This window comes from Methylobacterium gnaphalii, assembly GCF_007992215.1.
Lineage (GTDB): Bacteria > Pseudomonadota > Alphaproteobacteria > Rhizobiales > Beijerinckiaceae > Methylobacterium > Methylobacterium gnaphalii.
The window spans coordinates 51,825-77,694 of the sequence record NZ_BJZV01000013.1 but is presented as its reverse complement, the minus strand read 5'-3'; the positions used below and the strand labels follow the sequence as shown (position 1 = coordinate 77,694).

Annotated in this window: 24 protein-coding genes; 10 read left to right on the top strand and 14 right to left on the bottom strand. The window is 68.9% G+C overall.

Going from position 1 to position 25,870, the window contains the following annotated elements; genetic code table 11:
• Positions 1-148: 148 nt before the first annotated feature.
• On the bottom strand, positions 149-997 hold the full coding sequence (gene sseA / locus MGN01_RS12685) for a 3-mercaptopyruvate sulfurtransferase (protein WP_147047071.1): 849 nt from the start codon (positions 995-997) through the stop codon (positions 149-151).
• 251 nt (positions 998-1,248) lie between these two features.
• On the opposite strand from sseA, the gene MGN01_RS12680 reads away from it, so the two are divergent.
• Positions 1,249-1,497 (top strand): hypothetical protein, encoded by a 249-nt coding sequence (locus MGN01_RS12680; protein ID WP_238257563.1) that lies wholly within the window; start codon positions 1,249-1,251, stop codon positions 1,495-1,497.
• A 24-nt stretch (positions 1,498-1,521) separates the two neighbouring features.
• On the opposite strand, the gene MGN01_RS12675 is transcribed toward MGN01_RS12680, so the two are convergent.
• A complete protein-coding gene (locus MGN01_RS12675) occupies positions 1,522-2,676 on the bottom strand; it encodes a GNAT family N-acetyltransferase (protein WP_147046981.1) in 1,155 nt (384 codons plus the stop codon).
• Positions 2,676-4,097 carry a lipopolysaccharide biosynthesis protein gene (locus MGN01_RS12670; RefSeq protein WP_147046980.1) on the bottom strand — a complete coding sequence of 474 codons (1,422 nt, stop codon included), beginning with the start codon at positions 4,095-4,097 and terminating at the stop codon, positions 2,676-2,678. The genes MGN01_RS12675 and MGN01_RS12670 overlap by 1 nt, the downstream gene beginning before the upstream one ends.
• Before the next feature lie 483 nt (positions 4,098-4,580).
• On the opposite strand from MGN01_RS12670, the gene MGN01_RS12665 reads away from it, so the two are divergent.
• Together MGN01_RS12665 and MGN01_RS12660 are read left to right on the top strand one after the other, a co-directional pair.
• Positions 4,581-6,134: a DEAD/DEAH box helicase gene (locus MGN01_RS12665; protein ID WP_147046979.1), complete on the top strand. Its 1,554-nt coding sequence runs from the start codon at positions 4,581-4,583 to the stop codon at positions 6,132-6,134.
• Between the two features lie 105 nt (positions 6,135-6,239).
• Complete coding sequence (locus MGN01_RS12660) at positions 6,240-6,425, top strand: YegP family protein (RefSeq protein WP_147046978.1); 186 nt, start codon at positions 6,240-6,242, stop codon at positions 6,423-6,425.
• 55 nt (positions 6,426-6,480) lie between these two features.
• Here the strand turns inward: MGN01_RS12660 and MGN01_RS12655 are convergent, their stop codons facing one another.
• On the bottom strand, positions 6,481-7,722 hold the full coding sequence (locus tag MGN01_RS12655; protein WP_147046977.1) for an MFS transporter: 1,242 nt from the start codon (positions 7,720-7,722) through the stop codon (positions 6,481-6,483).
• Between the two features lie 216 nt (positions 7,723-7,938).
• On the opposite strand from MGN01_RS12655, the gene MGN01_RS12650 reads away from it, so the two are divergent.
• Positions 7,939-8,145 carry a hypothetical protein gene (locus MGN01_RS12650; protein ID WP_147046976.1) on the top strand — a complete coding sequence of 69 codons (207 nt, stop codon included), beginning with the start codon at positions 7,939-7,941 and terminating at the stop codon, positions 8,143-8,145.
• A 69-nt stretch (positions 8,146-8,214) separates the two neighbouring features.
• Here the strand turns inward: MGN01_RS12650 and MGN01_RS12645 are convergent, their stop codons facing one another.
• Positions 8,215-9,456 (bottom strand): sensor histidine kinase, encoded by a 1,242-nt coding sequence (locus tag MGN01_RS12645; RefSeq protein WP_238257565.1) that lies wholly within the window; start codon positions 9,454-9,456, stop codon positions 8,215-8,217.
• Between the two features lie 397 nt (positions 9,457-9,853).
• The gene (locus tag MGN01_RS12640) at positions 9,854-11,485 is read right to left on the bottom strand and encodes an ABC1 kinase family protein (protein ID WP_147046974.1); all 1,632 of its coding nucleotides are present in this window, start codon (positions 11,483-11,485) and stop codon (positions 9,854-9,856) included.
• A 359-nt stretch (positions 11,486-11,844) separates the two neighbouring features.
• Here MGN01_RS12640 and MGN01_RS12635 point away from each other — a divergent pair, with 359 nt between their 5' ends.
• Both MGN01_RS12635 and MGN01_RS12630 read left to right on the top strand, forming a co-directional pair.
• Positions 11,845-12,408 carry a LemA family protein gene (locus MGN01_RS12635; RefSeq protein WP_147046973.1) on the top strand — a complete coding sequence of 188 codons (564 nt, stop codon included), beginning with the start codon at positions 11,845-11,847 and terminating at the stop codon, positions 12,406-12,408.
• A 19-nt stretch (positions 12,409-12,427) separates the two neighbouring features.
• Positions 12,428-13,420, top strand: a complete 993-nt coding sequence (locus MGN01_RS12630) for a M48 family metallopeptidase (RefSeq protein WP_170245966.1) — start codon at positions 12,428-12,430, stop codon at positions 13,418-13,420.
• A gap of 41 nt (positions 13,421-13,461) precedes the next feature.
• On the opposite strand, the gene MGN01_RS12625 is transcribed toward MGN01_RS12630, so the two are convergent.
• On the bottom strand, positions 13,462-14,142 hold the full coding sequence (locus tag MGN01_RS12625; RefSeq protein WP_147046971.1) for an AprI/Inh family metalloprotease inhibitor: 681 nt from the start codon (positions 14,140-14,142) through the stop codon (positions 13,462-13,464).
• Between the two features lie 479 nt (positions 14,143-14,621).
• On the opposite strand from MGN01_RS12625, the gene MGN01_RS12620 reads away from it, so the two are divergent.
• Together MGN01_RS12620 and MGN01_RS12615 are read left to right on the top strand one after the other, a co-directional pair.
• Positions 14,622-15,422 (top strand): lytic murein transglycosylase, encoded by an 801-nt coding sequence (locus MGN01_RS12620; RefSeq protein WP_238257568.1) that lies wholly within the window; start codon positions 14,622-14,624, stop codon positions 15,420-15,422.
• 352 nt (positions 15,423-15,774) lie between these two features.
• Positions 15,775-16,917: a DUF2778 domain-containing protein gene (locus tag MGN01_RS12615; RefSeq protein WP_238257570.1), complete on the top strand. Its 1,143-nt coding sequence runs from the start codon at positions 15,775-15,777 to the stop codon at positions 16,915-16,917.
• A gap of 35 nt (positions 16,918-16,952) precedes the next feature.
• Here MGN01_RS12615 and MGN01_RS12610 read toward each other — a convergent pair whose 3' ends face one another.
• From MGN01_RS12610 to MGN01_RS12600, 3 genes are all read right to left on the bottom strand, one after another.
• Positions 16,953-17,423: a copper chaperone PCu(A)C gene (locus tag MGN01_RS12610; protein ID WP_147046969.1), complete on the bottom strand. Its 471-nt coding sequence runs from the start codon at positions 17,421-17,423 to the stop codon at positions 16,953-16,955.
• A gap of 242 nt (positions 17,424-17,665) precedes the next feature.
• Entirely contained in the window at positions 17,666-18,220 is a 555-nt protein-coding gene (locus tag MGN01_RS12605; protein ID WP_238257572.1) for a sigma-70 family RNA polymerase sigma factor, read from the bottom strand.
• Between the two features lie 374 nt (positions 18,221-18,594).
• Positions 18,595-19,227, bottom strand: a complete 633-nt coding sequence (locus tag MGN01_RS12600) for a YqgE/AlgH family protein (RefSeq protein WP_147046968.1) — start codon at positions 19,225-19,227, stop codon at positions 18,595-18,597.
• A gap of 136 nt (positions 19,228-19,363) precedes the next feature.
• On the opposite strand from MGN01_RS12600, the gene MGN01_RS12595 reads away from it, so the two are divergent.
• A complete protein-coding gene (locus MGN01_RS12595) occupies positions 19,364-19,846 on the top strand; it encodes a peroxiredoxin (protein WP_147046967.1) in 483 nt (160 codons plus the stop codon).
• 47 nt (positions 19,847-19,893) lie between these two features.
• On the opposite strand, the gene MGN01_RS12590 is transcribed toward MGN01_RS12595, so the two are convergent.
• Positions 19,894-21,066: a GNAT family N-acetyltransferase gene (locus tag MGN01_RS12590; RefSeq protein WP_147046966.1), complete on the bottom strand. Its 1,173-nt coding sequence runs from the start codon at positions 21,064-21,066 to the stop codon at positions 19,894-19,896.
• The gene (locus MGN01_RS12585; RefSeq protein ID WP_147046965.1) at positions 21,063-21,998 is read right to left on the bottom strand and encodes a cupin domain-containing protein; all 936 of its coding nucleotides are present in this window, start codon (positions 21,996-21,998) and stop codon (positions 21,063-21,065) included. Before MGN01_RS12585 ends, MGN01_RS12590 begins: the two co-directional genes overlap by 4 nt.
• Positions 21,999-22,263: 265 nt before the next feature.
• Between MGN01_RS12585 and MGN01_RS12580 the strand changes: the two genes are divergently transcribed.
• On the top strand, positions 22,264-23,361 hold the full coding sequence (locus MGN01_RS12580) for a glycosyltransferase family protein (protein ID WP_147046964.1): 1,098 nt from the start codon (positions 22,264-22,266) through the stop codon (positions 23,359-23,361).
• A gap of 7 nt (positions 23,362-23,368) precedes the next feature.
• Here MGN01_RS12580 and MGN01_RS12575 read toward each other — a convergent pair whose 3' ends face one another.
• Positions 23,369-24,739: an O-antigen ligase family protein gene (locus MGN01_RS12575; protein WP_147046963.1), complete on the bottom strand. Its 1,371-nt coding sequence runs from the start codon at positions 24,737-24,739 to the stop codon at positions 23,369-23,371.
• Positions 24,736-25,686 (bottom strand): glycosyltransferase family 2 protein, encoded by a 951-nt coding sequence (locus MGN01_RS12570; protein WP_147046962.1) that lies wholly within the window; start codon positions 25,684-25,686, stop codon positions 24,736-24,738. The genes MGN01_RS12575 and MGN01_RS12570 overlap by 4 nt, the downstream gene beginning before the upstream one ends.
• Positions 25,687-25,870: the final 184 nt, after the last annotated feature.

The following is a 25,870-nucleotide window of genomic DNA, read 5'->3' as shown; positions in this document are numbered from 1 at the left end:
TGATAATGTTACAAGACGGAATTTGAGCTGCCCGGCTTCCGCTCGAGTGGTGTTGCGTGGACGCATCTCGGCGCCGCTGCGAGTGCAGCGGCTGCCGGCCGCCACGGCCAACGGGATAGACGCGAGGCAGATCGCCTGTGGAAAGAACTCAGGCTGGTCCGGTGGCGACCGCCCGGGTCTCGTCCGAGCCCCAATCGGTCCACGACCCGTCATAGAGCGCGCGAGGCGGCCGCCCGAGGGTTTCGAGGGCGAGGCCGACGATGGCCGCGGTGACGCCCGAGCCGCATGTCGTGATGACCGGCTGGTCGAGATCCACGCCTGCCTCGGCGAAGGCTGCGCGCAGAGATGCCTCGTCCTTGAGCCGGCCGTTGGCCTGCAGGGCGGCGTAGTGGACGTTGCGGGCGCCCGGCATGTGGCCGGGGCGGACGCCCGGCCGCGGCTCGGCCTCTTCGCCACGGAAGCGCGGGCCGGAGCGGGCATCGACGATCTGGGCCGTGTTACGGTCGAGGGCGCGGGCGACGTCATTCGCGTCGGCCACCGCGGCGTGATCGAACCGAGCGGTGAAGTGGCGGCGTTCGCGGGGGCGGCCAGGGCCGTCCTCGGTGGGATAGCCGGCTGCGATCCAGGCCGGCAGGCCACCTTCGAGGATGACGGCGTCGCGCACGCCGTAGGTGCGCAGCATCCACCAGACGCGGGGCGCGGAGAACAGGCCCATCCCGTCATAGACGACGATCTGAGCGCCATCGCCGACACCGAGCGCGCGCATGCGGGAGGAGAAGACGTCGGGGCGCGGCAGCATGTGCGGGAGCGGCGAAGATTCGTCGCTCATCGCGTCGAGGTCGAAGCGGATCGCGCCCGGAACATGCGCGGCTTGGTACTCGGCCTCGGCGTCGCGCCCTTGGGCCGGCAGATACCAGGAGGCGTCGAGCACCACGATATCCGGCGCCGAGAGGCGTGCCTCGAGCCATTTCGGGGTGACGAAAGGCTGTGTCGCCATCATTGCTCTCGTTCGACGTCTCGCGCGCAATCAACCACATCGGGGACCGGGAGGCACCCCGCGCGGCTGCACCATGCCCCTTAGCGCGTTCCGGGCGGGTGACGCCATCGTTCGGATCACATGCGGTAATCAGGCGAAAGCCGGGGATGCCGGCCCGATCGACCCGGACGCGGCCCGAAGGGCTCTGCCGCCGGGCACGCAGGCGTCCTATGTGGTGCTCCAATCCAACCCGATCCGGAGCCGCCCGGCCATTGACCGTCCGCGAGACCTTTCACATCGAACTGCTCGGACCCGAGGAGGGCGCCGCGTCGCCGCCCGTCCAACAGCGCGTCAGCATGCGCACGAGCGACCTCGACGGCGCCACGGAGCGCGCCCGGCGGCTGTTCACGCGGGCCCGCGCTCCGCAGCGGACCGAGACGCATCCCGAGGCGGTGCGCGTCATCGACGGCGCCGGCCGCGAGGTTTTCCGCTGGAGCCGGTTCGACGAGCCCGGGGGCTGATCGCCCCCTGCGCGAGGGGCAGGTTCACGGCCTGGGCGTTCGGGCCCGCGCGGCCTGCGCCCGCAACCCCTCGAGCGCGACGGCCGGGCGAAACAGCCTGTCTCCACCGCCGGCTTCGATCAGGCCATGCGCGAGCCGCCTGCGCTCGCCCCAGAAGGTCTCGATCAGCGGGAAGTTCGGAGGCGCGCAGGAATCGGCCTCGGCGATGCGCGGGTCCGCGAGCAGCGAGCGCGTCACACGCTCCACGAGGAGCGCGCCCGGCGAATTCTTCGCCTCGGTCTCGTCGTGGGCGATCTTGAGGAACCAGAAAGTCGAGCCCGTCTCCAGTGAGAGCGAAGCCGCGAGGCTCCGGCCGTCGCGGCGCAGCCGGTCGAAGCGCATCCGGCCGCCGCATCCATAGGATCTGACCAGGCCGGCGAGAAAGGCTGCCTCCTCCGGCCGTTTCGCGACCGCCGTGCCGGCCCGTCCCTTCCAGCCGGCGGATTCGAGGGCGATGTAATCGTCGAGGGCCTCGGGGAGCCTGTCGGGCTCGCGGACGATCTCGTGCGCCACGGGGGCATCGGTTGAGATCCGCCGGAAGAGGCGGGCGAGCTGGCGTGCCTTGCGCTCCGAGAGATGGGTGTCGAGGTAGCCCTCCCGTGTCCCGTCGCGTCCCGCTGACGGGTCGAGGAAGCCGCGCTCGTGCGCCCAGAAATCGGCGCGGCGGCTTCCCGTCCGGGACAACGTGTCGTCGAGCAGCGCGGCCAGCGGACCGTTGAGCGGCAGATACGGCATCAGCAGGCGGCGCGGCAGGCCGAGATGGCGCGGCGCGTCGAGAAGGGCTCTCAGCGCCGGTGCGGCTTCGCTTCGGGCGAGAAGCGGCGCTCCGAAGATCGAGAAGCCGTGCGTCCATCCCATCAGCGCCGGGATCGGCACGCCCCAGCGGCGGACGACCCGGCACGGCCAGAGTGCGAAGAGGCGGGCGCCCGGTGCCTCGGGCGGCCGGTCGCTGACGGTGAGGAGACGGATGCCGCCGCCGAAGGCCTCGGCCGCAGCCAGGGCGAACTCCGCCTCGAAGAACAGATTCTCGACCAGGGGATCGCGAGCGAGGTCGCGCCAGGCCGACAGCAGCGGAGAGCCCGCATCGAGCGGAAGGGCCGCAACGATGAGGCCGTCGGCGGTTCGGGCGGAGACCGCCATCAGGCAGGCCGCCGCGCCCGGCGCGTGAGGATCTCGGCGAGGCCGCTGATGTTGAAGTGCCAGGCTACGCCCGCGGCGACGATGCCGATCACGAGGGCCTTCAGAACCAGCAGGATCGGCGTGCGGCCGCCGGCGAGGAGATCCAGGCCTAGGGTCGCGGCGTAGGCGAAGAACGCGCAAGCGATGATCAGTGCGATGTCGAGGACCGGAACCGGCATCCGCACCCGCCCCTCCGCGGCGGCGATGTAGACGAGGCAGGCCACCGCCTGCCCGGCAGCCAGCGCGATGGCGGCGCCCTTCACCCCGTAATGCGGGATCAGCAGCAGCGACAGGCTGCCCGTCGTGGCCAGAAGAGCCGCGGAGGCAATGGCGTCCAGCCTGCTCGATCCGTTGAAGTAGATCACCTGCCCGAAATAGTAGGCGCGGAACATCATGCAGATGCTCGCGACAATCAGGTACGGCGCCACTGCCATGGCCGAGGCGCGGTAGCTCGGCCCGAGCAGGATCGACACCACGACCTCGTCGAAGGTCAGGAAGAACACGGCCCCGAAGGCCCCGATCAGGGTGAGGGCTCGCGCCGCGTCGCACAGGATCGGATCGGCCGCCTCCATACCGCCGCCGCGGGCGTCGCGCTTGGCGATGGAGATCATCGACAGGGCGATGCTCTCGCCGAACACGACGAAGCTCTGGCGCAGGAAGTCGCCGATCGCGCCGTAGGCTCCGAGATCCTCGGTGCCGATCGTCTTGCCGATCATGAGCCGGTCGATGGTCTGCGCCAGCGCGGCGATGCCGAAGGAGAGCACCAGCGGCCAGCCATAGGCGAGCAACCGCCGCGCCTCGATCAGGCTGCCCCGGCCCCCGCGGATCTGCGGCCAGACCGACAGAGCGGCGGGTATGGCCGCCAGGGCGTTGGCGAGGCCGAAGGCCAGGACGAGGTCGAGGGCTTCGCCGGTAAATGCGAGGGCAGCGCAGCCCAGGCCAAGGACCAGCACGCCGCGGGACACCACCGACATCGCGACGGCCTCCGCGTGGAGGCGTGTACGCGCGATCTCGTTCATGCCCTCGAACAGCGTGATGCCGGCCGTGGCCGCGACAACGGCCGCCGCGAACCGGTGATCGATCAGGCCGAAGGCGGCGGTCGCGCCCATTGCCAGGGCGGTCATCGCGAGCAGAGCCGCGAGCATCCGCACCAGCGTGGCGATCTGGGCCGGTGCGCGCGCTTCCTCGTAGAGGGCGAAGAACGCGAATTTCGGCCATTGGCAGGTCGCGCCGTAGACCACGATCGACCAGGACAGGATCAGGAGATAGGTGCCGAAGGTGTCGACCGGTGCCAGTCGCGTAAATGCCGCCAGCGACATCAGGTTGAGCGCTGCCGCTACGGCCCGCGAGCCGACATAGGTCAGGGTATGGCGCGCGATCATCCGCGTCCTCGGCCGCCGACGCGGTGGCTCGAGCGTGATCCGCCGTGCCGGCCTGTCGGCCAGCCGTGTAGCACGAGAGCCCGCGCGATCCCGCTCCGGGACACGGCACCGGCCTCGTGGCTATCGCGCAGGCGCGATCGTGCCATTCTCGGACATGAAATCCGCATCGATGCTCCTGTGGGCTCGGCATCGCATCCGGCATGCCGGCTGGCGGCGCGTCCCGCGCATATCTTTCGTTGACTTTGCGCTGCAACATGCGCATATCGCCAGTGCAGCGTCAGCGGCCGTACAGGGTCCGCATGAGAGGGCTGCGTGACGGTCCATCTCCGCGCCATGCGCCGGGCGGGCCGGCCCCTCTCTTTATAACGTGCATGCACCAGACTGCCCCATCACGCGGGCTGTCCCCGACAACGGACCGAACGACCTCTCGCGCCCGAAGCTGGCTTTGCGAGACGCGGTCCCGCTGCCCGAAAGACTCACTACTTGACCCAGTTCATCGATTTCGGCCTCTCCCAGCCTGTTCTGAAGGCGCTGGAAGAGGTCGGCTACACCACGCCGACGCCGATCCAGGCGCAGACCATCGCGCCCGCCATGGAAGGTCGCGATATCTGCGGCATCGCGCAGACCGGCACCGGCAAGACCGCGGCTTTCGCGCTGCCGATCCTGCATCGCCTCTCGCTGAAGCGCACCCGCGCCCCGCGCCGTGGCTGCCGCGTGCTCGTGCTCTCGCCGACCCGCGAGCTCGCCAACCAGATTGCCGAGAACTTCTCGGAATATGGCCGGCACCTGCCGCTGACCAGCACCGTCGTATTCGGCGGCGTCACCATCAGCCGCCAGGAGCGGGCACTCGCCAACGGCGTCGACATCCTCGTCGCCACGCCGGGCCGCCTCATCGACCTGATCGAGCGTCGCTCGCTCACGCTGGAAGGCGTCGAGATTCTCGTTCTCGACGAGGCCGACCAGATGCTCGATCTCGGCTTCATCCACGCCCTCAAGCGCATCGTGAAGATGCTGCCGCCGGTGCGCCAGAGCCTGTTCTTCTCGGCCACCATGCCGAAGAACATCGCCGGCCTCGCCGAGCAGTACCTGCGCGACCCCGTCCAGGTCGCCGTCACCCCGGTGGCGACCACGGCCGAGCGTGTCGAGCAGCAGGTGATCTTCGTCCATACCGGCGCGAAGCAGGCCCTGCTCAACCACATCCTGCGCGATCCCGACTATGAGCGCGTGCTCGTCTTCACCCGCACCAAGCACGGCGCTGACCGCGTGGTGCGCGGGCTGGAGAAGGCCGGCGTGAACGCCTCGGCGATCCACGGCAACAAATCCCAGCCGCAGCGCGAGCGGGCGCTCGCCGCCTTCAAGGACGGCTCCTGCCGCGTGCTCGTCGCCACCGACATCGCCGCCCGCGGCATCGACGTCGAGGCGGTAAGTCATGTCGTGAACTACGACCTGCCGAACGTGCCGGAGAGCTACGTCCACCGCATCGGCCGCACGGCCCGCGCCGGCAAGGCCGGTCTCGCCGTCTCGTTCTGCAACGACGAGGAGAAGGCGTACCTGCGCGATATCGAGCGGACCACCCGCCAGAAGGTGCCGGTCGGCGCGTTCCCGGAGGGTTTCAACCCGCCGTCGCGTCAGGAAGCGGTCGAGACCGCCGCCGACGAGGCGCGCCGTCCGCCTCGCCAGCCGCATGGCCGTCCCGGCCAGCGCCAGGGCCGTCCCGGCGGTGGTGCTCCGGGAGGCCGCAACGGCCGTCCGGGCCAGCGCCAGGAGCCCGGTCGCCAGGGTCGTCCCGATGCCGGTGGACAGCAGGCGCGCGGTCCGCGTCCGGACGGACGCCAGGACCAGCGTCCCGGTCGTTCCGGTGAGCGTCAGGACCAGCGTTCCGGCCGTCCCGGCGGGCATCAGGGCCAGCAGCGCACGGACAACCGCAACGATCGCCGTGGCGAGGGCCGCCCGCAGCAGGGGCGCCCGCGTCCGGCCGGCGGTGGCGGCGGCGAAGGCCGCAACATCGGCTGGCTGGAGCGCGCCCCGCGCTCCTGATTCAGGCCGCTGACGAGATCAGGGGCCGCTGGGTTCGAGCGTTGCCGCTCGGGCCCGGCGGCCCCATCTTTTTGCCCAGGCCATATCGGCCGGGAGGGACGGTTCATGCGCTTCGAACTGTATCGGGATGCCGGCGGCGAGTGGCGCTGGCGCCTGCGCGTCCAGAACGGACACGTCATCGCCGATTCCGGCGAGGGCTATGTCCGCCGTGAGGATTGCGAGCACGCGATCTCGCTCGTGAAGAAGAGCGGCGACGCCTCGATCGTCGACATGACGACGAAGATCGCCTGAGCAGCCCGTCCGCCGACGCTCACGGGAGCGATCCCGTGAGCAGGCAACCCACCCATCACGCCTGCTGCGGCTCCACGGTTGCCGATACGCGCGTACGCCGCTTGCGCCGCGGGTTCTCCTCCGCCGTGGCGTGAAGCCAGAACACCATCACCGTCGCCGCGACACCCGCGACCCCGAGCGCCAGGAAAGCGCCCGGCCAGCCGAGCCAGGCCTGCGCGAGGCCGCCATACCAGGCCGAGACCGCGCCTCCGGCTCCCTGGATGGCGTTGACGGTGCCGAGCGCCGTCTGCGTGCGGCCCGACTTCCAGGTGAGGTCGGCGACAACCACCGGAACGGCCACGCCGATGATGCCCGAGGCGATGCCGTCGAGGATCTCTGCCGCGATCAACCAGTGCGCATCGTCGATGAAGGCGCACAGCGCGGCGCGCAGCGGCAGTGCCAGACAAGCGACGACGAGGAGCCAGCGCCGGCCCCGTCGGTCGGCGAGGGATCCGGCGAAATAGGCCACCGGCACCATGGTGAGCTGCGCCACCATCACATAGGTCGCCGTCCAACCGGTCCCGGAGGACGAGACAGCCACCAGCTTCTGGCCGAGCAGGCTCAGCATGCCGCCGTTGCCGAGTTGGAACAGCGCCAGAGCTACGGCCAGGACCAGCAGCCGCCCGTTGCGAAGCACCTGCCGCGTCGCCGAGCGGTGGGGCGCGTCGTCGCCTTCGTGGTCCTCCCAGCCGAAGGATCTGCGGCACTCCCAGGAATGCCGCGGCATCGTCACCGTGGCGACGATCGCCGCCGCGGCCATGGCGCCGAGCACCCAGAGCGAGACCGCCGCGCCCCAATAGGGCGTCCCGAGGGCGATCAGCCCGGCGGCGGCGAGGATGCCGATATGGTTGAAAGCCTGGTTTCGGCCCTGCTGGCGCGGGAAGGCCTGCTTGCCGACCATGCCCAGGGTGAGCGAGGTCACGGCGAGCAGGAGAAGTGTGCCCCCGGCCGCTGCCAGCGATTGCGCTGCGAGCACCAACCAGAAGCCGCGGGCCGGCAGCAGGAGCAGCGTGCCCGCAAGGATGGCCGCGCAGGATATCGCGATGAGCAGTCGCGGCCGGCCGAGCCGATCGACCAGGGCGCCGAACGGTCCGCTCAGCAACAGAACGCCGATGCCCGAGAGCGACGTCACCAGCCCGATCCGCGTCGGACTCCACTGGGCTGTCTCGGCGAGCCAGGTCCCGAGAAACGGTCCGAGCCCTCCTTGGATGTCTCCGATGAGCAGGTTGAGCAGGGCGAGGTGACTGGTCGGTGACATCGAGTTTCCGTCCGGCCGCGGCGGGACGCTCGGAAGCGCCCGGCCGCGGGAAATGCACATGGCTGCGCTAACGGCTGAGACGCCCAAACCGATCACTCAAAGATTGCTCTTGGCTGTGGAATTCGACGCCGGGCCGATTTTTACCGGAGCCGCCGCACCGATTGCGCGGCGCCGCTCTAAATTCGGCGAGGTCCCGCTCGTCCTCAGGTTATGGACTTGAGCGAGAAACAGCGGTTCCTGTTGCTGACGTTGCGGCGCACGCCCGTGGTCTTCACGGGGCAGGAGCCGCAGGACGAGCATCTGGCAATGCTCCAGCTCTGGATGCAGGGCCTCGTCGAGCGCGACGATGAGGAGGAGCCCGGCCCGATCAGGTGGCGCATCACCAAGCGTGGCGCGGCCGAGGCGGCGCAATTGCTGCGGTGACGGGCGCAGCGGCATCGTCTCGACCGGCGCGTCCGTCCCGCCGAGCGGCCCCGGACTGCCCGGGCGCCGTCAGGCTGCGGGCGGCACGACGACGTTGGCGGCGGGAGCCTGCATCGTCAGCACCACGCCGGTTTCCGGGAAGTCCAGCTTGGCGCTGCCGCCGAAGCTGTGCACGAGGCTGCGCTCGATCAGCCGGCTGCCGAAGCCGATGCGTGTCGGCGGCGTCACGGCCGGGCCGTCGATCTCCTCCCAGCGGAAGCTGAGGCGTTCCTCGGCATCGACCGTCTCGACGCTCCAGCGGATCTCGACATGACCCTCGGATTTCGAGAGCGCGCCGTATTTGGCGGCGTTGGTCCCGAGCTCGTGCAGGATCAGCGCGAGCGTGAGGCCGGGGCGCGGCCCCAGCGTCACGTCCGGGCCGGAGACCACGAAGCGGCCCGGCTCGCCGTCGCTGTGGAGCGCGACCGCGGTGTCGACGAGCCCGCGCAGGTCCGCGCTCGACCAGGAGCCCTGCATCAGGACGTCGTGGGCCTGGGCCAGGGCGAGCAGACGCGCACCGAGCGCCTCGCCGGCCTCCTCCAGGGAATGCGCGTTGCGCAGCGTCTGCGTCGCCACCGCCTGCACCATGGCGAGCGTGTTCTTCACCCGGTGCGCCATCTCCTGCATGAGCACGGTCTGGCGGGCCTCGGTCTGCTTCAGCTCGGTGATGTCGCGCGAGACCGCGAGCAGCCGCTCGGGACGGCCGTCGTCGCCGTTCATCGGCGCGACGACGATGTCCCACCACAGCAGCGCATCGCCGGCGGCGCCGGTGTAGAGCGCCGCCTGGAAGCGGCTGGTTCGGCCCGCGCGGGCCTCGTCGAAGGCGCGGAGCACCGCCTCGCGGCTCTCCGGCAACTGCCACATGTCGGACCAGTGCTTGCCGACGGCATGGGCGAAGCCGCTACGGCCGAAGAGCGGGATCGCGACCTCGTTCATCGAGATCACGCGGCCGTCGATATCGAGCACCGTGATACAATCGGTGGTCGAGGCCAGGATGCGGCGGTTGAACTCTTCGGTCGCCCGAAGCTGGGCATTGATCTCCTCAGCCGCGACGCTGCGCATCTCTTCGGACTCCGACCCGCTCCGGAGCGCCGCGGCGGACCGGCTCGCGCCAGTCTCCTCCGCCTGGCGCCGCTCCGCATTCACGTAGATGTCGTTTGCGCTGAGCGGTCGCTGGGCGAGCAGCTTGCGGAGATAGGCATTCTCAGCCTCGAGAATGGCTCTCCGATCTATGCGGGAAATCCCCGTCGAAACGATGGTCGACTCAAGCACCGAAGCCCCCGGGTCCATCGCATTGGCCTACGATGCTCTCGATCGGCCGCCGCGCGTCATGCGCCGACGGGCGGATGGGGATCTGCTCTCACCTAGCTTCGAGGGGATGACGGCTTGAACGCCCGTTTCTCAACCCCGCCGCGCTACCTGTTGCATCCCGCGAGTCGGTTGGTGAGTGACCATATCACGATGCCGTGACTCGGCAAGCGAGATCTAAAGTTTTCGTAAATGCAAAAGAGTGTTATCCGCCGCCAAGGTTGCCCCTGGATACTGTAAAAATTTAGATTGAATTCTGGTGTTCGGCACGCTTCGCCGGCCAGCCGAATCGAAACTGTATCCAATCGCACGACACCACACGAATTCAGGCGCCGGCGGTCTCGCGTCATTGCAAGCCAGCTCAGCGATTGCGGCCGAGCAGGATCAGCCAGCCGATGCCGACGATCGAGACGGCCAGCGCGATCAGCACGAAGACCGGCGTGCCGAGATCGATCAGCCGCGGCGCCAGCTGCGTCGCGAAGGCGGCGACGATCAGGCCGACCGCCACGCGCGCCGCGCCGCGCTCGATGCCGCGCACGAGCTTGTCCATCCCCTTCAGCTCGATCTCGACGGTGACCTTGCCCTGTTTCAGGCGCACCAGCAGCAGGTGGATCAGCGTCGGCAGCTCGGAGGCTGCGCCATAGAGGCCGGAGCCCAGCGCCTCGGCCTTCCTCAGGAGCGCGCGGGCCGAGAACACGCTGCGCATCGAGGCGCGCACCGTTGGACCGGCGGCCGAGAACAGGTCGAAATTCGGGTCGAGCTGGCGCATGACCCCGTCGGCCGTGACCAGGCCCTTGAACAGGATGGCGAGGTCCGTAGGCATCGCGAGGTCGTTCTCGCGGGCCATGGTCATGAAGTCGGTGAGCACCAGCCCGAGATTCAGCGGAATCGCGGAGTGCGTCTGCACGAAGTTCTGGGCGCTCTGCTCCAGTTTCGTCAGGTCGGGCGCCGTCGGCCCGGTCCAGTCGAGGAGCGTCGCCATCAGGCCGTCGACGTCCTGCTTCAGCATGGCGCCGATCAGGACGAGAAGCTGCTGGCGCCGCTTGTGCGAGAGCCGGCCGACGATGCCGAAATCGATGAAACCGATGCGGTTGCCGGGCAGGATCAGCAGGTTGCCCGGATGCGGATCGGCGTGGAACACACCCTCGATCAGGGCCATGCGCAGGAAGGCGTCGCAGCCCTTCTGGGCCAGCACCTTCTTGTCGGCGCCCATGGCGCGGAGCGCGGCGGCATCGTTCGGCGAGACGCCGTGCACGAATTCCTGCACCAGCACCCGCTCCGAGCACCATTCCCAGTAGATCTTCGGGATCAGGATGTCGTCGCGCCCGGCGAAGATGCCGGCGATCATCTCGCAGTTGCGGGCCTCGTTGAGCAGGTCGAGCTCGCCGTTGATGCCCGCCGCGAGGTGCTTCATCTGCTCCTGCGGCTGGTAACGGGCCATCTCCGGCCACTCACTCTCGACGATGCGGGCGCCGTGACCCATCAGGCGCAGATCCGCCTCGATGATCTTCTTGAGGCCCGGCCGCAGGACCTTGACCACGACCTCCTCGCCGGTTTTCAGCCGCGCGCGATAGACCTGCGCGATCGAGGCCGAGGCGATCGGGTTCACGTCGAACTCGGCGAAGACCTCCTGCGGCGGCGCGCCGAGATCGTTCTCGAGCTGTGGCCCGATCAGCTCCCACGGGATCGGCTTAACCTGGCTGTGCAGCTTTTCGAGTTCGTCGGTCCAGACCGGCGAGAGCAGGTCGGGGCGGCTCGCCAGGATCTGCCCGAACTTGATGAAGGTCGGCCCCAGCGTTTCGATGGCCCGGCGCAGGCGCTCGGGTTGCGAGAGCCGCGTCACGTCGACCCGCGGCGTGCGCCGCGGGATCAGCGGGATGTTGCGCAGCCCCAGGCGATCCACGGCCTTGTTCAGGCCGAAGCCGATCAGGACCGAGGCGATCTCCGAGAGGCGCTGACGGTCGCGCGCAGCGACGAAGGCGGTCTTCAGCATGGAAGGGGGATGGACCCGGTCTCGGGGATTGGCAAGCGCAGGGCAGGAGCCATGAGCCTGGGGCTTTTTTGGGGAGCGCGCCGTCTTTTTCAGAACGCCGCGCGAAGCATTCGGCGTTCGACCCGGACGCGCCGCGCGGCTCTCAGCTTGCCGAGATCATGGCGGAGAGCAGCACGCATGTCCTGCAGATATTGAATTTGTCCGGTGCTGCCCTTCACATTTCAAGCGAAAGCGAGGTGTGGAACGATACTGTCGAAGGCTGACCGCTCGCTATAAAGAAGCCGGTAGCCGACCGGACCGGATCGATTCGGCTGTCCTTCGGACGTGTTGGGCCGAATCTCTCTTTCTCTTGGTGAGACATGTCGACCACCTGGATCCTTCTGATCATCGCGGGCGTCGTGCTGGTCTGGTTCGTGATCACCTATAACGGCCTTACCACGCTCAAGCAGCGCGCGGGCCAAGCCTTCGGCGACATCGACGTACAGCTGAAGCAACGTCATGACCTGATCCCGAACCTTGTCGAGACGGTCAAAGGCTACGCTGCGCATGAGAAGGGCACGCTGGAGGCCGTGATCCAGGCCCGCAACGCGGCCGTCGCATCGCGGGATCCGGCTCAGATGGCGCAGAACGAGGCGCAGCTGCAGGGTACGCTGGGCCGTCTCATCGCGTTGAGCGAGGCCTATCCCGACTTGAAGTCCAACGCGAATTTCCAGGCGTTGCAGGGCGAACTCTCCGCGATCGAGGACAAGCTCGCGGCCGCGCGGCGCTTCTTCAACAACGCTGTGGCCGAATACAACGCCGCCATCCGTTCGATCCCGGCCGTGCTGTTCGCAGGCGCGTTCGGCTTCCGGCCGCAGAGCTTCTTCGATGTCGGCGAAGGCGCCCGCGCCACGCTCGACGTGGCGCCATCGGTCAAGTTCTGATCCGGGCCACGGCAGTTCGATGCTGCCTGCCTTCGGCCTCTACACGCATATCCGCCAGAACGAGGTGCGCTCGCGCGCGCTCGTCGCTGGGCTCTTCGCCCTCAACCTCGTCCTCGCCTACGGCATCGCGCTCGTTCTGCGGGGCATGAGCGCGAACCTGCCGGCAGGGGCGCGGCCGGGGTTTTCGGCCTATCTCCACGCGGCCTTCCACGACCTGCTCTGGATCGGCCCGCTTTCCATTGCGGTGACCTTCGCCTGGCTGTTCATCGCCTATCACGCCCACCGCGCGATGATCTCTGCGACGGTGGGCGCGCATCCCGTGACCCGCGAGGAGGCGCCGGACCTCTACCGGCTGCTCGAACCACTCTGCATCTCCCGCGGCATGGCGATGCCGACGCTGCTGATCGTCGACGATCCAGCGCTCAATGCCTACGCCACCGGGCTCAACCCCGAGCAATACGCGATCACCGTGACGACTGGGCTGAGAGATGCGCTCACCCCGCGCGAGATGCAGGCGGTGCTCGGCCACGAACTCACCCACATCCGCAACGACGACGTGCGCACGATGATGATCGCCATCGTCATCGCCGGCATCTTCGCCTTCGTGGCCGAAGCAGGCTATCGCACCGACCTGCTGCGCAACCTCTTCAGCGGAAACCGAGACGGAAAGAACCGCGCCGGTGCGGTGCCGGCGATGCTGCTCGGCGCCCTGCTGATCGCGCTCGCCTGGATTCTCTCGAAGGCGATCCGCTTCGCGCTGTCGCGCTCGCGCGAATTCGTCGCCGATGCCGGCGCGGTGGAACTGACCAAGGATCCGGACGCCCTGATCTCGGCCTTGATCAAGATCTCGGGCCGCGGCGACCTTGCCCGCGCGCCGTCCGGCGTGATGGAGCTCTGCTTCGACAACCCGCGCGTGGGCTTCACGGATTTCTTCGCCACGCACCCCCCGATCGAGGCGCGCATCGACGCGCTGATGCGCTATGCAGGCGGGCGACTGCCACCGCCGGGCTGAACCCCGCCGTTGCCGCGGATCCGCCTCGCAGTGACGAGGTCCTAGGGAGCGCGCACCATATCCAGCGGTTTGCCGCCCTCGGCCTTGGCGTAGCTCTCCGGTCCGGAAGCCTCGAAGCGGAGGGAGGTCTCGGGCTCGCCATAGAGCATCAGCGCGATGTCCTCGACGCGGGCGCTGTTCAGCCTCAGCTTGGCGATGGCGGGGTCGCAGGGCGTGCCGGGCTTCAAGGTGAGATCGGTGTCGCCGTCTTTCGCACCCCTCGACAGGGTGACCGAGCACAAAGCCGGGCCGCCCGGCCGTCGCAGGACCCAGTTTCCGATGAGCAGCGGGGCGGAGGGTGCGCGCTCCACACCGGGCTTGGCCCGGACGATGAAGTGGACGGGCGGCGTCTCGAAACTCGTCTTCATCAGCGTGGTCTCGTCCTCCCCGAATTCGAGGAGGATCTTGCGGTCGGCGCCGTAGAGGCGCACGCCCCCACTGAAGTCCCAGGCGACCGCCTTCCCGACATTCGGCAGGCGCGCCGCGCAGTCGGCGGCCGGGCTCGCGCGCCAAGTCTTCCCGACGGGTTCGCTGCCGAGCGTGATCCGGCAGCCAGGCTTGCCGTCATCGGTGACGACGAGCCACTCGCCGAGGGTGTCCTTGACGAAGTCGGGCAACGGGGCGGCCCGCGCGCCCGTGCCGAGCATGAGCGCGACCGCAGCCGCGAGGACGGGACGGCGCATGTCGGGAGGCCTCAGTTCGGCTTGAACAGCGCGATGCGCCGGTTCGTGGCGCGACCGGCCTCGCTATCGTCGTTCGCCGCCGGCAGCTTGATCACGCGTGCAGCCCCCGCTGTAAGACTTTATGGGAATTCGGTTTCCGGCCTGCTTCGCCTGCCTTTACAGACTAGCGCACAGGTTGTCACCGGGCCGTGCTTGAAGAGACGCGCTTTAGAGTGTCGTCTCGCGAGCGACAGAGATGTCTAGTCTCATCGTTTCTTGTCGAGGCTCTGCATTGCGATGCTCGGGGTGCCGCCGGACAAGCCCAGTTCGGCCGACGCCCCGTGTCGATGCGTCGGCCCGCGCCCGAAGGCGTGGTTTGATGGTGTGTAGGCACGGCTCCGCAGTGGCGGCTCGGCCATATCTTCGCCTACAACGGCAACGATTTGGGCGGCATGCCGGGACGTCGCCGACGGGGCCGGCCGCCTGCCAGGGAGTTTCCAGTGACCGACGTCAAGCGGCGCATCGCCATTACAGCCGCCGCGCTTGCGGCACTCGTCAGCGTGGCCGGACAGGCCGAGGCCGCGCAATGCGGCAACACGGCGAGCGGCTTCGAGAACTGGAAGCGCGAATTCGCGGCCGAAGCGCAGGGCCGGGTGAGCGCGTCGAGCCTGCAGGCCTTGATGGGCACCTCCTACTCGGCGCCGACCATCGCGGCCGATCGCGGCCAGCACAGCTTCAAGCTGTCGCTCGAGCAGTTCATGGCCAAGCGCGGCGCCTCGACCATCGTCTCGCAGGGGCGCCGGATGAAGGCCGCCAATGCGGCGCTCTTCGCCTCGATCCAACAGCGCTACGGCGTGCCGGCGGGCCCGCTCATCGCGATCTGGGGCATGGAAACCGGCTTCGGCAAGGTGCGCGGCAACGTCAACACGCTCTCGGCCGTGGCCACGCTCGCCTATGATTGCCGTCGCTCGGCCTACTTCACCGACCAGCTCTACGCGGCGCTGAAGCTCGTCGACACCGGCGTGCTCACGCCCTCCACCCGCGGCGCGGCCCATGGCGAGGTCGGCCACACCCAGTTCCTGCCCAAGAACATCCTGCTCTACGGCACCGGCGGCGACCTCAACAACGTCTCCGCGGCGATGGCGTCGACCGCGAACTTCCTCAAGGGCCATGGCTGGCAGCCGGGCCAGGGCTACGCCCCGGGCCAGCCGAACTTCGCGGCCCTCCAGGGCTGGAACGCGGCCTCGGTCTACCAGCAGGCCCTCTCCATCATGGGCCGCCAGATCGACGGCGCGGAGTAGAATCCGGGTCGTTTCCGGTCTCGCCACAGGTCAGAGATCCGGACGGACGCTGTCCCGATCGTATAGCCAAGCTTGGCCATAATCTCCGGAGGCTCGGTGCACCCACCGAGCCTCTTTTGATTCGGCCTGTGACCGGTCTGGCCGGGCCGATGCTATGCCGCGCATGTCCAGCCCGGCCGTTTTTATGCGGGTTCGCCCCTCGGAGAACCGGAAACGCCTCGGTTAGGCCCAGATTCACCATGCTCTCGCCCCACAAATGCCCCGCGACCTCGGCTGTTTGATGCAAGGCGGATGCATCGGGCTGGCGGGCCCGAGGCGGATTTCGCGAGGTGAAGACGGGACGGCGCCAGGCATGACGAAGTTTCCCGAACCATCGGTGGCCGAGATCTCGCGCCTGTCGGGCCGGTCCCCGATCCTGCTGCGCGGCACGCTCGTGGCGCTGGCCGGGCTCGGCATCGTCGGCGGGCTCACCCATTCGAGCCGGCTCGCTCCCTCCGACAGCGAGAGCGCGGCAAGCCAGGCCGTCGCCGAGATGCGCCTGAGCCTTCCGGCGCTCGATTACGAGGCGATCAACATCCTGCGCAGCGCGCTCATCGCTCAGAACGCGCCGCCGGTCCCCGAACCCGAGCCGGTCCGATCCATCGCCGCCGTGACCGGCTCCAACGCCACGCCCGAGATCGGGGAGGCCGAGACCGCCGATCCGTTCACGCAGCAGGCCATGGTCGAGCCGCCGCCGGCCGCCGAGCCCGATCCGGCCGCGACGGATCTGCAGACCGGCGACCGCCTCGTGCAGACCGTGCCGCTGCCGGTGCCGCGCCCGCCCGAGCTGCGCGGCCCGAACCCGCTGCAATATTCCCGGCGCAGCTCCCGCCGCGTCGCCGCCGTGGCGCCCGCGGCCCCTGCGCCGCAGGAGGACACGCGCTCCTTCTTCGACAAGGTCTTCGGCATCACGCCCGAGCCGCAGAGCCCCGCGCTCGCCTATGCCGCGCTCAACCAGCCCCCGGTCGCCTCGGCGATCCCGCGGCAGGCTGCACCGACACCTCCGCCCGCGGGCGGCGGCGTCGCCGTCTACGACATCAGCGCCCGCGTCGTGACGCTCCCGAACGGCGAGAAGCTCGAGGCGCATTCCGGCCTCGGCGATCACATGGACAACCCGAACTCGGTCGCGATCAAGATGCGCGGCTCGACGCCGCCGGGCGTCTACGACCTCACCGAACGCGAGCAGCTCTTCCACGGCGTCAGGGCGATCCGCCTCAACCCCGTCGGCGGCCCGGGTGCCATCTACGGCCGGGCCGGGCTTCTCGCGCACACCTTCATGCTCGGACCGAGCGGCGCCTCGAACGGCTGCATCTCGTTCCGCGACTACAACAAGTTCCTTCAGGCCTATCTCTCCGGCCAGGTCGCCCGCGTGGTCGTGGTTCCCGGCAACGGCCAGGATGCCGTGCCGGCCATCGCCTCGCGCCGGACGGTGAGGACCGCCAAGGCCGGCGACTGACGGCCGGCCCGGGCGATCGACGCCGTCGGTCGACCTCAGTGCTTGTGCCGCCCCGCCTTCGCCGCGGCGCCCTCGATGGCGAACTCCACCACGCCGGTGCCGGCATTCTCGAAGCGCAGGATGCTCTGAGCGGTCTCTCCGCGGTCGAGCGATCCGATCAGGCCTGTGAACATCAGGTGCGGACCCGTCGGGCTGAGCGCGACCGTCTCGCCCGGATTGATCGGCAGGCCGCCCTCAATGGCCTTCGTGGCCTTGCCCGAGCCGGCAACGATCTCGACCTCGTTGGCATCGGCGAAGGAGCCGCCGACCAGGCGGTCGGGCGCGCTGCCGGTATTCGTGATGGTGAAGTAGCCCGGGGCCGCCTTGGCGCCCTCGGGCGTCGCCGGCGCCCAGGGATGGGAGATCTTCAACGAGCCGATCATCGTGTCGGCGGCCATGGCCGCGCCCGATCCGAGCACGGCGAAGGCGAGGGCCAGCGCGGGAAGCGTGATAGGGGTCTGTCTCATCGGGTCCTCGGTGTCATCCGCGCGGATGAGCGCGGGTCCATTGCGCGAAGCGTCGGTCTGCAACCGGCGTTCCAGATCGGTGCCTGCCAGGGCTGGAGGTGACGCGCCGGTCGGTCGAGATTGCGGCATCGCCGCAAGCGGAGCCGTGACATCTCGGCAGGGCCGCATCGCCGCCCCGGCATGGCCGGGCCAGGTGCCGGGGCGAGGAGCGCGCCGTCCGCTCCGGGGGCGACCAGTGCCGGCTACGCCGCCACGGCGTCGCGAGCCACCGCGCTCTCCTCGTCCAGCGCCTTGCGGCACAGGGCGGTGGCGTCGCGGATCATGAAGTTGACGAGCGTCGGCGAGACCCCGTTCTCGGCCGCGATGGTCTTCTGGGGCACGCCGTCGAGGCGATGGGCGAGGATCGCGCGGCGGGTGCGGGCGGGAGCGTTGTCGAGGGCCGCGAGCACCGCCTTCAGCGTCTGGCAGGCCTCCATGCGCTCATGGGGGCAGGCGTGTGGACAGGCCGCCCCGTCGGCATCGGTGATCGGCGCGAGCAGGCGGCATTCGAGCCCCGCCTGCCGGACGGAGTCGATGGCGAGGTTGCGGACCATCCGGCGCAGATAGGCGGCGGGGCTGCGCAATTCGGGACCTGCGCCGTTCTGCCAGATCCTCAGGGCGGCATCCTGCACCACGTCCTCGGCCTTGGCCCGGCACCTGAGAATGCCGTGCGCCACCTCGACGAACCGACCGCGATCCGCGAGCAGCAGGTCGAGGAGGCTTTGTCTCGGGCCAGCGGCCGGCATCGTCTCGCCCACGGGTGCGGGCCTCCGCGCTGGCTGCATCTGGCGCCCGCTGGCGCAGCGATCGACAGGCGATGGTCCGACGGGACAGTCGCTGCTGACAGCCTGGTTGCCGAACTTGCTCATCGCCGCAGATCTATCAGTGCGATTTTATGTATTCAATAAGAAGAATCGGCAGTTCAACACTCGAATTATATCGTACACTAGTTATATTTTACTTATTCTAATGCATAACTGGATCACCGGATAGTTGCGGGCTGCTCGACGCGCAAGGTCGCCGACACGGTCAGCCTGAACGACGGCCTGCTCGGCACTGCCGACCGGGCGGTGCGGATCGCGGGGGGAGGGTGGTCGCGGCGCCGGTGTGAGGTTGCCTGCGCCCGCGCGGGCTATGCCCGGCCCGCGATGGGGGAGAGCATCGCGGGTTCGATCCCGTTCATGCGCAGCACGCGGTCATACTTGTCGTCGAGGACGGGGTTGAAGATCAGCTCCGGGTCGGCCGCGCAGGTCAGCCAGCCATTGGCCAGGATCTCGTTCTCGAGCTGCCCGGCCTGCCAGCCGGCATAGCCGAGCGCGAGGATCGCGTTTTCCGGGCCGCAGCCTTGGGCGATGGCGCGCAGGATCTCGACCGTGGCCGTCAGGCACACACCCTCGTCGATCAGCAGCGTCGATTGATCGATCCGGAAATCCGACGAGTGCAGCACGAAGCCGCGCTTGGCGTCGACCGGCCCCCCCATGAGGACGGGCATGTGACCGACCTGCTCGCGCAGCCGGATCTCGTCCGCGGCCGGCGCGATTTCGAGCTGCATCAGCAGGTCCGGCATGGTGAGGTCGGTCGCCGGCTTGTTGACGATGATGCCCATCGCCCCGTCCGCCGAGTGATGGCAGAGGTAGATCAGCGAGCGGGCGAAGCGCTCGTCGCCCATGCCCGGCATCGCCACGAGGAATTGACGGTCAAGATACCGCGATCCGTCCTCCTTGGACGGGTCGTGTTCGGAACGTGACGGCGGGAACGGCTGCATGCTCCCATGCTAGTTCGAGGCCCGGTTTTGTCCATAACCGGAAGGCGTCTGCGTCATCGTGGAAGAGGGGTGGCTTCGCCTCGACACCGTCGCCTCACCACGCTAACGCTGCCGCACGATCGAGGAGACGGTGAGAATGACGATTCAGGTTGGCGACCACCTGCCGCAGGTGACCTTCCGCATTAACGGACCGGATGGGCCGCAGACCAAGACCACCGACGACGTTTTCAAGGGCCGGCGCGTCGTGCTCGTCGGCGTTCCGGGCGCCTTCACCCCCGCCTGTCACCGCAATCACCTGCCCGGCTTCGTTGCCAAGAAGGACGAGATCCTGGCGCGCGGCGTGGATGCCATCGCGATCACCGCGGTGAACGACATCTTCGTGCTCAATGCCTGGAAGGAAGCAACCGGCGCGCAGGGCCTCGAATTCCTGGCCGACGGCAATGCCGAATTCGCCAAGGCGATCGGCCTCGAGCTCGACGGCAGCGGCTTCGGCCTCGGCTCGCGCTCGCAGCGCTATGCCATGCTGGTCGATGACGGCGTGGTCAGCGTGCTGAACGTCGAGGATTCGCCCTCCAAGGCCGAGGTCTCCGGTGCCGAGGCACTGCTCAAGGTCATCTGATCCTTTCGGATGCTGCGATGATCAGCCGGGGCATGTCCCCGGCTTTTTCATGCGTGCGGACGCCGTAACAACCGGCCCACCAGTCCCCGCACCTTGCGGTCCAGTTCGGGATGCCGGCGCAGGCCTCCGGCCGCTGCGGCCCGCAGCGTCGACGGGATGCCGGCGAGACCGAGGCTCTCGGTGAAGTCGACGAGCGGGATCGGCGTCACGCCGAAGCGGCGCTTGTAGTCGTAGTTGCCGATGCTGAAATCGAAGGAGCGGCAGCCCTGCGCGTGCAGGGCGGCCATGGTGCGCTCGATGATCAGCCGGCCTGGCGAGCAATTGCTCCAACGGCCCGACGCGTTGCTGATGCGGATCATGACATAGGTCTCGGCGTCGCGGATGCCGAGGAGCGAGGCGACGACGTCGTCGCCGGCCATCAGGGCAGAGACCAGGACGTCGCCGCTGCCGAGGGAGCGGTCGATCAGCGTCCGGTAGAACCGAGCGAGATCCGGATCGTCGAGGGCGTAGTCCGCGCCCTTGGCCCGCATCCGGATTTCCTGCTGATGCTCCATCGCGTCGACGATGCGCTGCGCCCGGGCGGGATCGGTGACGATCTCGAAGGAGGTCTCGGGCTCGCGCGAGAAGACGCGCCAGCTCCGTTCGAGCTCCTTGCGCACCGTCTTCTCCAGGCTGTGGCGCCAGCCGTCCCAATCCTCGCCGGTGACCACGACGTTGCCGTTCAGGGCGCAGGGCTGGGCCTTCGGCAGAAGGGCCAGAGGGTTCGGACGCCCGCGCAGGGTCAGCGGCATCTTGGCAAGGCGCACGAGATACGCGCGCGGCAGAGCCTTGCGGATCGCCTTCCAGAGGGCTGCGGCCCCCGCGGCATCGCGCGGCGCCGCCGGGCCGAGGGCAGGGGCGTTGTAGTCGGTCAGATCGAGGTCGGCGAAGCCGATGCTGCGGCGGCGCCCGTTGCCGTGGAGCACGAGCGGCAGGCGCACGGCCACCTCTCCCGTCGCGGCATCGCGGGCCGTCACGAGCAGAGGCGTCAGGCCGGGTCGCTCGCGGAGCGCCGCGTACCAGGCGTCGAGCCAGGGCTTCTCCTGGAACGGCGTGCCCGCTCCGGTCCAGCCGGCCGAGACGAGCGCCCAATCGGACGTCGTCTCGACGCTGTAGCCCGCCGCGCGCCGCGCAGCCGGGGCGGCAGGGGCGGCCTCGGCGGTGGGCGCGAGGGCGATCACGCGGCGACCTTGAGCTCGACGATCTCGCCGGGCGCCTCGGCATCGAGGCGGAAATCCACCATGCGGCGGATGCTGCGCTCGCGCTTGACCCAGCTCGTGTTCCGCATCGCCTTCTGGAGAAGGAGCTTCGACCAGTAGGACGGACCGGTGATGGCCCGGCTCTTCGGCTGGTAGCCGAAGCGGTGACGCAGGATGCCGTTGGCGAGGTTCACCTTGCCGAGGCGGCGGATCGACTCGTCGTTGAAGGACACCGTCATCGAGACGTTGAGGCAATCCAGGTTCTCGACGCGGTGCGGCGCGTTCAGCGGCCAGCTCAGCATCTGGCCGGGCGCGAGATCGAGCACCTGGGCGTGCTCGTCGTACCAGGGCGCGTAGGGCATATCGACCTCGACATCGAACAGCGCGATGTCCTCGAGGTTCTGCGGCGTCACGAAGGGCGCCGAGGCCGGGTACACATAGACCCGCTTGCGGCCGATGATCTGCCAAAGGTGCTGACCGGGCAGGTCGCAATGGTAGTAGACCTGGGCGCTCGGCGACGAGATCAGGATGCCGCAGGTATATTCCGGGGGCTCGAAGCCGGGGACACGCTCGGCGAGCTCGGTGAACATCGCATCGAGGACGGCGCGGTAGCGCGCATCGACCGTGTCGACGTTGCGCAGGTTGAGCCACATCCGGCCCTTCTCGATGGCGTCGATCACGCCGGCGCCCGGCATGTTGCCGATCTCACCCTCGCGCCAGAACCGGCGCTGGCCCGCCGCGCCCATATGGACGAGGCCGTATTGATCGCGCGGGTAGCGGTCGATCAGTTCGGCCAGCGCCTCCTTGGAGAAGGCCGGCATCTGGTGCAGCCGGTGCTGCAGGCGCAGGGGCTGGTGGCTCCAGAGCGCCGAGTGGGTATCGTTCCAATCCGTGAAGATGGCCTGGCTGCTCATGCTGTCCTCGTTCGTCGCGACGTGGCCGGCGTTCGGTCTCATTCCGGCACACGCCTGACCCGCTCTCGGACGATCGGCCCGTGAAAGGCGGCGTGTGCCGGGAAGGTCGCAACGGCGATGCCGGATCGTGCTGGCTCGGGCTGGGCGGCCGGGGCGTGCCGTCCGCGGTCCCTGGCCTCGTCGAAGTATTTCGTAAGGCAAATCGGTCAGGCTCCGACGCCGTGCGGGTTCGCGCCCGGTGCGAGATCCATCCGTGAATTCGTCCATGTCCTCAGCCGACCGCTCGCCGGGGAGCCTTCACCTTCTCGGCAGCGGCAACCCGCCCTGCGGCATCGGCGATTTCAGCCGGCTCCTCCTCGAGAGCCTGCAGGACGGCGAGCCGGACCGGCACGGCGTGCTCACGGTCGAGCCGCGCCGGTTTCGTCTCGCCGAGACCTGGCGCGCGCTCGGGCGGGCGGATGCGGTGGTCGCGAACTTTCCGGTCGTGGCCTGGAAGCGGGCGCTGTTCGGCCCGCTCGCGATCTACGCGCTGGCCAAGCTTCGCCGGCGCAAGTGCATCACCATCCTGCACGAATGGGCCGGGCTGCACCGGCTGCGCCGCCTCGTCCTGAGACCGGTCCTGCTCCTGTCAAACACGATCTTCCTGGTCTCGCCGCAGGTGCGGGAGGAGCTCGCCGCCGATCCGCTCGTCGGCTTCCTCGCGCGCCGGGCCGCCCTGATGCCGGTGCCGCCGAACCTAGCGAGGCCCGACGGCGTGGCCGACAGCCCGCTACGCGAGCGCCTGCGCGAGGCCCGGCAGCAGGGCCGGCTCGTCCTCGGCCATTTCGGCTCGATCTATCCCGGCAAGCAGCCGGAGGCGGTGCTCGACATCGCGGCCGCCCTGAAGGCGCGCGGCGCCGCCCCCCTCCTCGTCTTCATCGGCTCCTTCATCAAGGCGAGCGACGGGATCGAGGACATCTTTCGCGAGAAGGTTGCGGCTCTGGGGCTTGCCGACGACGTGATCGTCTCCGGCTACGTTGCCTCGGCCGAGGAACTGTTCGGGCTGTTCGAGACGGTCGACGCCTTCGCCTATGTCCTGCCGGAGGGGCTGACGGCCCGGCGGGCCAGCGTGCTCGCCTCCGTCCAGGCCGGCCGGCCGGTGGTCGTCACCGCTCCGGCGCTGGCGGACGAGTTCGATCATCATCCGCGCTACCGGGCGCTCCTCGACAGCGGCGCGATCGTCCTCGTGCCGCGGGAAGCCCGTTCGGATGACTACGCGGAACATGTTCTGGCTGCACGCGCTCGCCCGACGATCGTTCCGGATCTCGACCGGCGAACATGGTTCCAGGACGCGGCGGAGGTGCTGCGCGGCCGGCTGAGCTGACGTCGTTTCAGCGTATTCGGAACCGCGCGAGGTAGTGGAGCCCGAAGACCGCGAACAGAAACATGATCCAGATGGCGTCGCTGCGCTCGAAGAAGAAGCTCTCCATCGACGACAACAGGATGCCAAACAGCCAGATCTGCAGGAACATCGTCGCGAAGGGGCCGGTATTGCCAGTCTTGCACTGCAGTTTCTGGTAATTGCGAAGCGGCCCGATCACGAACACAATCAAGAGCAGGACGAGCCCCACCGCGCCGAGCGTCAGCGTGATGTCGATATACCCGTTATGACTATGGCTCGCATAACCAGCCCAAGTCGCACCCTCATCCGAAACATCACGAATAGTCTGCGTGCCCCAGAAAGCGGCGAAGCCGTAGCCGGTGATCGGACGTGCGGCGATGGTCTCGATCGCGAAGCGCCAGATGTCGGTGCGGCCGGTGAAGGTCGAGTCGACCGGCAGCGCCGCGACGACTGAGGCGAGGCCGTCGCTCATCACCGTTCCGACAGTGAAAACGTTCAGCAGCAGGACGGGTCCGATCGCGATCAGCACACGCCCGCCGAAGCTGCGCACGACGGCGAAGGCGCCGGTCAGCGCGAACACCACGATGCTCAGCGCGAAGGCGCTCTTGCCCTCGGAGCCGACCAGGAACACGCAGGCCAGCCCGAGGATCGCGAGACCCGAGACCCGTCCACCCGCGCGGACGACGGCCACGCCGATGAAGAGCAGCATCGCCATCACGGCGGCGGCGGCATTCTTGTGCCCGAAGGAGCCGCGCCAGTTGCCGGCGAGTCCCGGCTCCTGCAGGTCACGCGCCTGATGGATGGCGAGGTCCGGGACCACGATCATCCCAACGTAGCACAGCGCCAGCAGGGCCAGCGCGGTGATCGCGAGCAAGTTGCGCAGTTCGGTGCGGGTCTGCGCCAGCAGCGGCAGGCAGGCGGTCATCATCATGACGGCTGCCGTCAGCGCCAGGCGTTTGGCGGACGTGCCGTGGTCCTGGGACAGGATCACGCTGAGGGCGAGCCAGCCCGCGAGCGCGAGATGCGTCGGCGTGACGAGCGAGGCAAGCGCCTGGGCATGCTCGCGCATCGCCAGCAGGAGAGCCGCAAGCGCGAAGGCACCGAAGATCGCGTAGGTCATCGTCTCCTGGCCGGTGACGAGGTCACCGATGTCGAGCCGCGAGAGGTCGACGAAGGGCCTCAAGGTGATCAAGGCGAGCAGGAGGATGGCCAGGAACAGTGCCTGCCGCGCGAGCCGCAGCACCGGCAGCCGGGCCGCAAGTCCGCCGATTTGGGCGAGCGTGACGGTGGCTGGGGTCCCGTCGCCGAATGGCGTGGCCGCCGCCGTCCGGGTCCCGAAGCCGGATTGCCGCGGGGTCATTTGGGCGCCGCCGCGCGATATTGCTGCGGCTCGATGCCCGCCGCCGCGAGGCAGCGCCCGAAGGCGACGAGCAGCGGGTGCAGCGCGATCTTCGGCTGGCGGGTCTCGACTAGCAGCCGCAGCCCCCGCACCACCGACACGGCCAGCACGCCGAGGGACTTCGCGGCGATGGCGATGCGCTCGGTGCCGCCATCGGCGTGTTTCAGCTCGATCCGGTGATTGATCGCGCCGATGCGCAGGCCCCGCGTCGCGAGCCAGCGCATCGTGGTGCGCGCAAGCGGCACCGTCTCGCGGATCACGGCCTCCTGGACCCACTGGAAAGGGATGCCGGCCCGCTGGGCACGGACGAAGAAGTCGGTGTCGCCGCCGCCGAGGAAGTTATAGGCGACGTCGAAGGCCGGCAGCCCGAGCCGCTCGAAGGTCGTGCGCGCGATCAGGCAGTTGCCGCTCCCGTAGATCCGCGGCACGGGGCCGCTGATGTCGAAGGCCGGCCGAAAGGCCGGGTGCTGAGCAAGCGCCGGAGAGCCGCCGCGGGCGATCTGCGGCATGACCGGGCCGCCGACGATGCCTGCGCCCGTCCGCTCGGCGGTCGAGACCATGGCCTCGAGCCAGCCCGGCTCGGCCCATTCGTCGTCGTCGATCATCAGGACGTAGCGCGCGGCCGGGAATGCCGTGAGCGCCGCACCGAAAGCGGCATTGATGGCGTGGCAATTGCCCTGACGCCTCTCGACAACGGTGAGGCCGCGCAGATGGCCCGCCGCGAAGTACTCGCCCGCGACGTCCGCCCCCTGCTGCTCGACCGCATCGTTCTCGGCGACGACGACGGCGAAGGGCCGGCGGCAGCTCTGCGCTATCAAGGAGTCGAGCGTTCGGGCCAGCCAGTCCGGCCGACGGAAGGTCGGGACGCAGACGACGATCTCGATATCGATATCGCGGGGGGAGGTCATGACGCGCTCCGGGCGGTGCGATCCGGGCCCGCAGCCAGCATCTGCCATCGCGTGGGACAGGGCTGTGTCATTGCGAAACCTCGGCGGCTCTCATGCCACCCGGATTGCAAGTTCGGGTCCGTCAGGGGTGCGGAGCCTGTCTTCGGATGGCGGCCGCCGAGCCGGGTCGCGATCCACGATCTGG

Coding starts and splice junctions, on each gene's coding strand:
- MGN01_RS12580 (WP_147046964.1), top strand. CDS start 22,264: ATGTCCTCAGCCGACCGCTCGCCGGGGAGCCTTCACCTTCTCGGCAGC.
- MGN01_RS12660 (WP_147046978.1), top strand. CDS start 6,240: ATGCGCTTCGAACTGTATCGGGATGCCGGCGGCGAGTGGCGCTGGCGC.
- MGN01_RS12570 (WP_147046962.1), bottom strand. CDS start 25,686: ATGACCTCCCCCCGCGATATCGATATCGAGATCGTCGTCTGCGTCCCG.
- MGN01_RS12575 (WP_147046963.1), bottom strand. CDS start 24,739: ATGACCCCGCGGCAATCCGGCTTCGGGACCCGGACGGCGGCGGCCACG.
- MGN01_RS12635 (WP_147046973.1), top strand. CDS start 11,845: ATGTCGACCACCTGGATCCTTCTGATCATCGCGGGCGTCGTGCTGGTC.
- MGN01_RS12610 (WP_147046969.1), bottom strand. CDS start 17,423: ATGAGACAGACCCCTATCACGCTTCCCGCGCTGGCCCTCGCCTTCGCC.
- MGN01_RS12585 (WP_147046965.1), bottom strand. CDS start 21,998: ATGAGCAGCCAGGCCATCTTCACGGATTGGAACGATACCCACTCGGCG.
- MGN01_RS12615 (WP_238257570.1), top strand. CDS start 15,775: ATGACGAAGTTTCCCGAACCATCGGTGGCCGAGATCTCGCGCCTGTCG.
- MGN01_RS12600 (WP_147046968.1), bottom strand. CDS start 19,227: ATGCAGCCGTTCCCGCCGTCACGTTCCGAACACGACCCGTCCAAGGAG.
- MGN01_RS12655 (WP_147046977.1), bottom strand. CDS start 7,722: ATGTCACCGACCAGTCACCTCGCCCTGCTCAACCTGCTCATCGGAGAC.
- MGN01_RS12640 (WP_147046974.1), bottom strand. CDS start 11,485: ATGCTGAAGACCGCCTTCGTCGCTGCGCGCGACCGTCAGCGCCTCTCG.
- MGN01_RS12675 (WP_147046981.1), bottom strand. CDS start 2,676: ATGGCGGTCTCCGCCCGAACCGCCGACGGCCTCATCGTTGCGGCCCTT.
- sseA (WP_147047071.1), bottom strand. CDS start 997: ATGGCGACACAGCCTTTCGTCACCCCGAAATGGCTCGAGGCACGCCTC.
- MGN01_RS12625 (WP_147046971.1), bottom strand. CDS start 14,142: ATGCGCCGTCCCGTCCTCGCGGCTGCGGTCGCGCTCATGCTCGGCACG.
- MGN01_RS12630 (WP_170245966.1), top strand. CDS start 12,428: ATGCTGCCTGCCTTCGGCCTCTACACGCATATCCGCCAGAACGAGGTG.
- MGN01_RS12670 (WP_147046980.1), bottom strand. CDS start 4,097: ATGATCGCGCGCCATACCCTGACCTATGTCGGCTCGCGGGCCGTAGCG.
- MGN01_RS12595 (WP_147046967.1), top strand. CDS start 19,364: ATGACGATTCAGGTTGGCGACCACCTGCCGCAGGTGACCTTCCGCATT.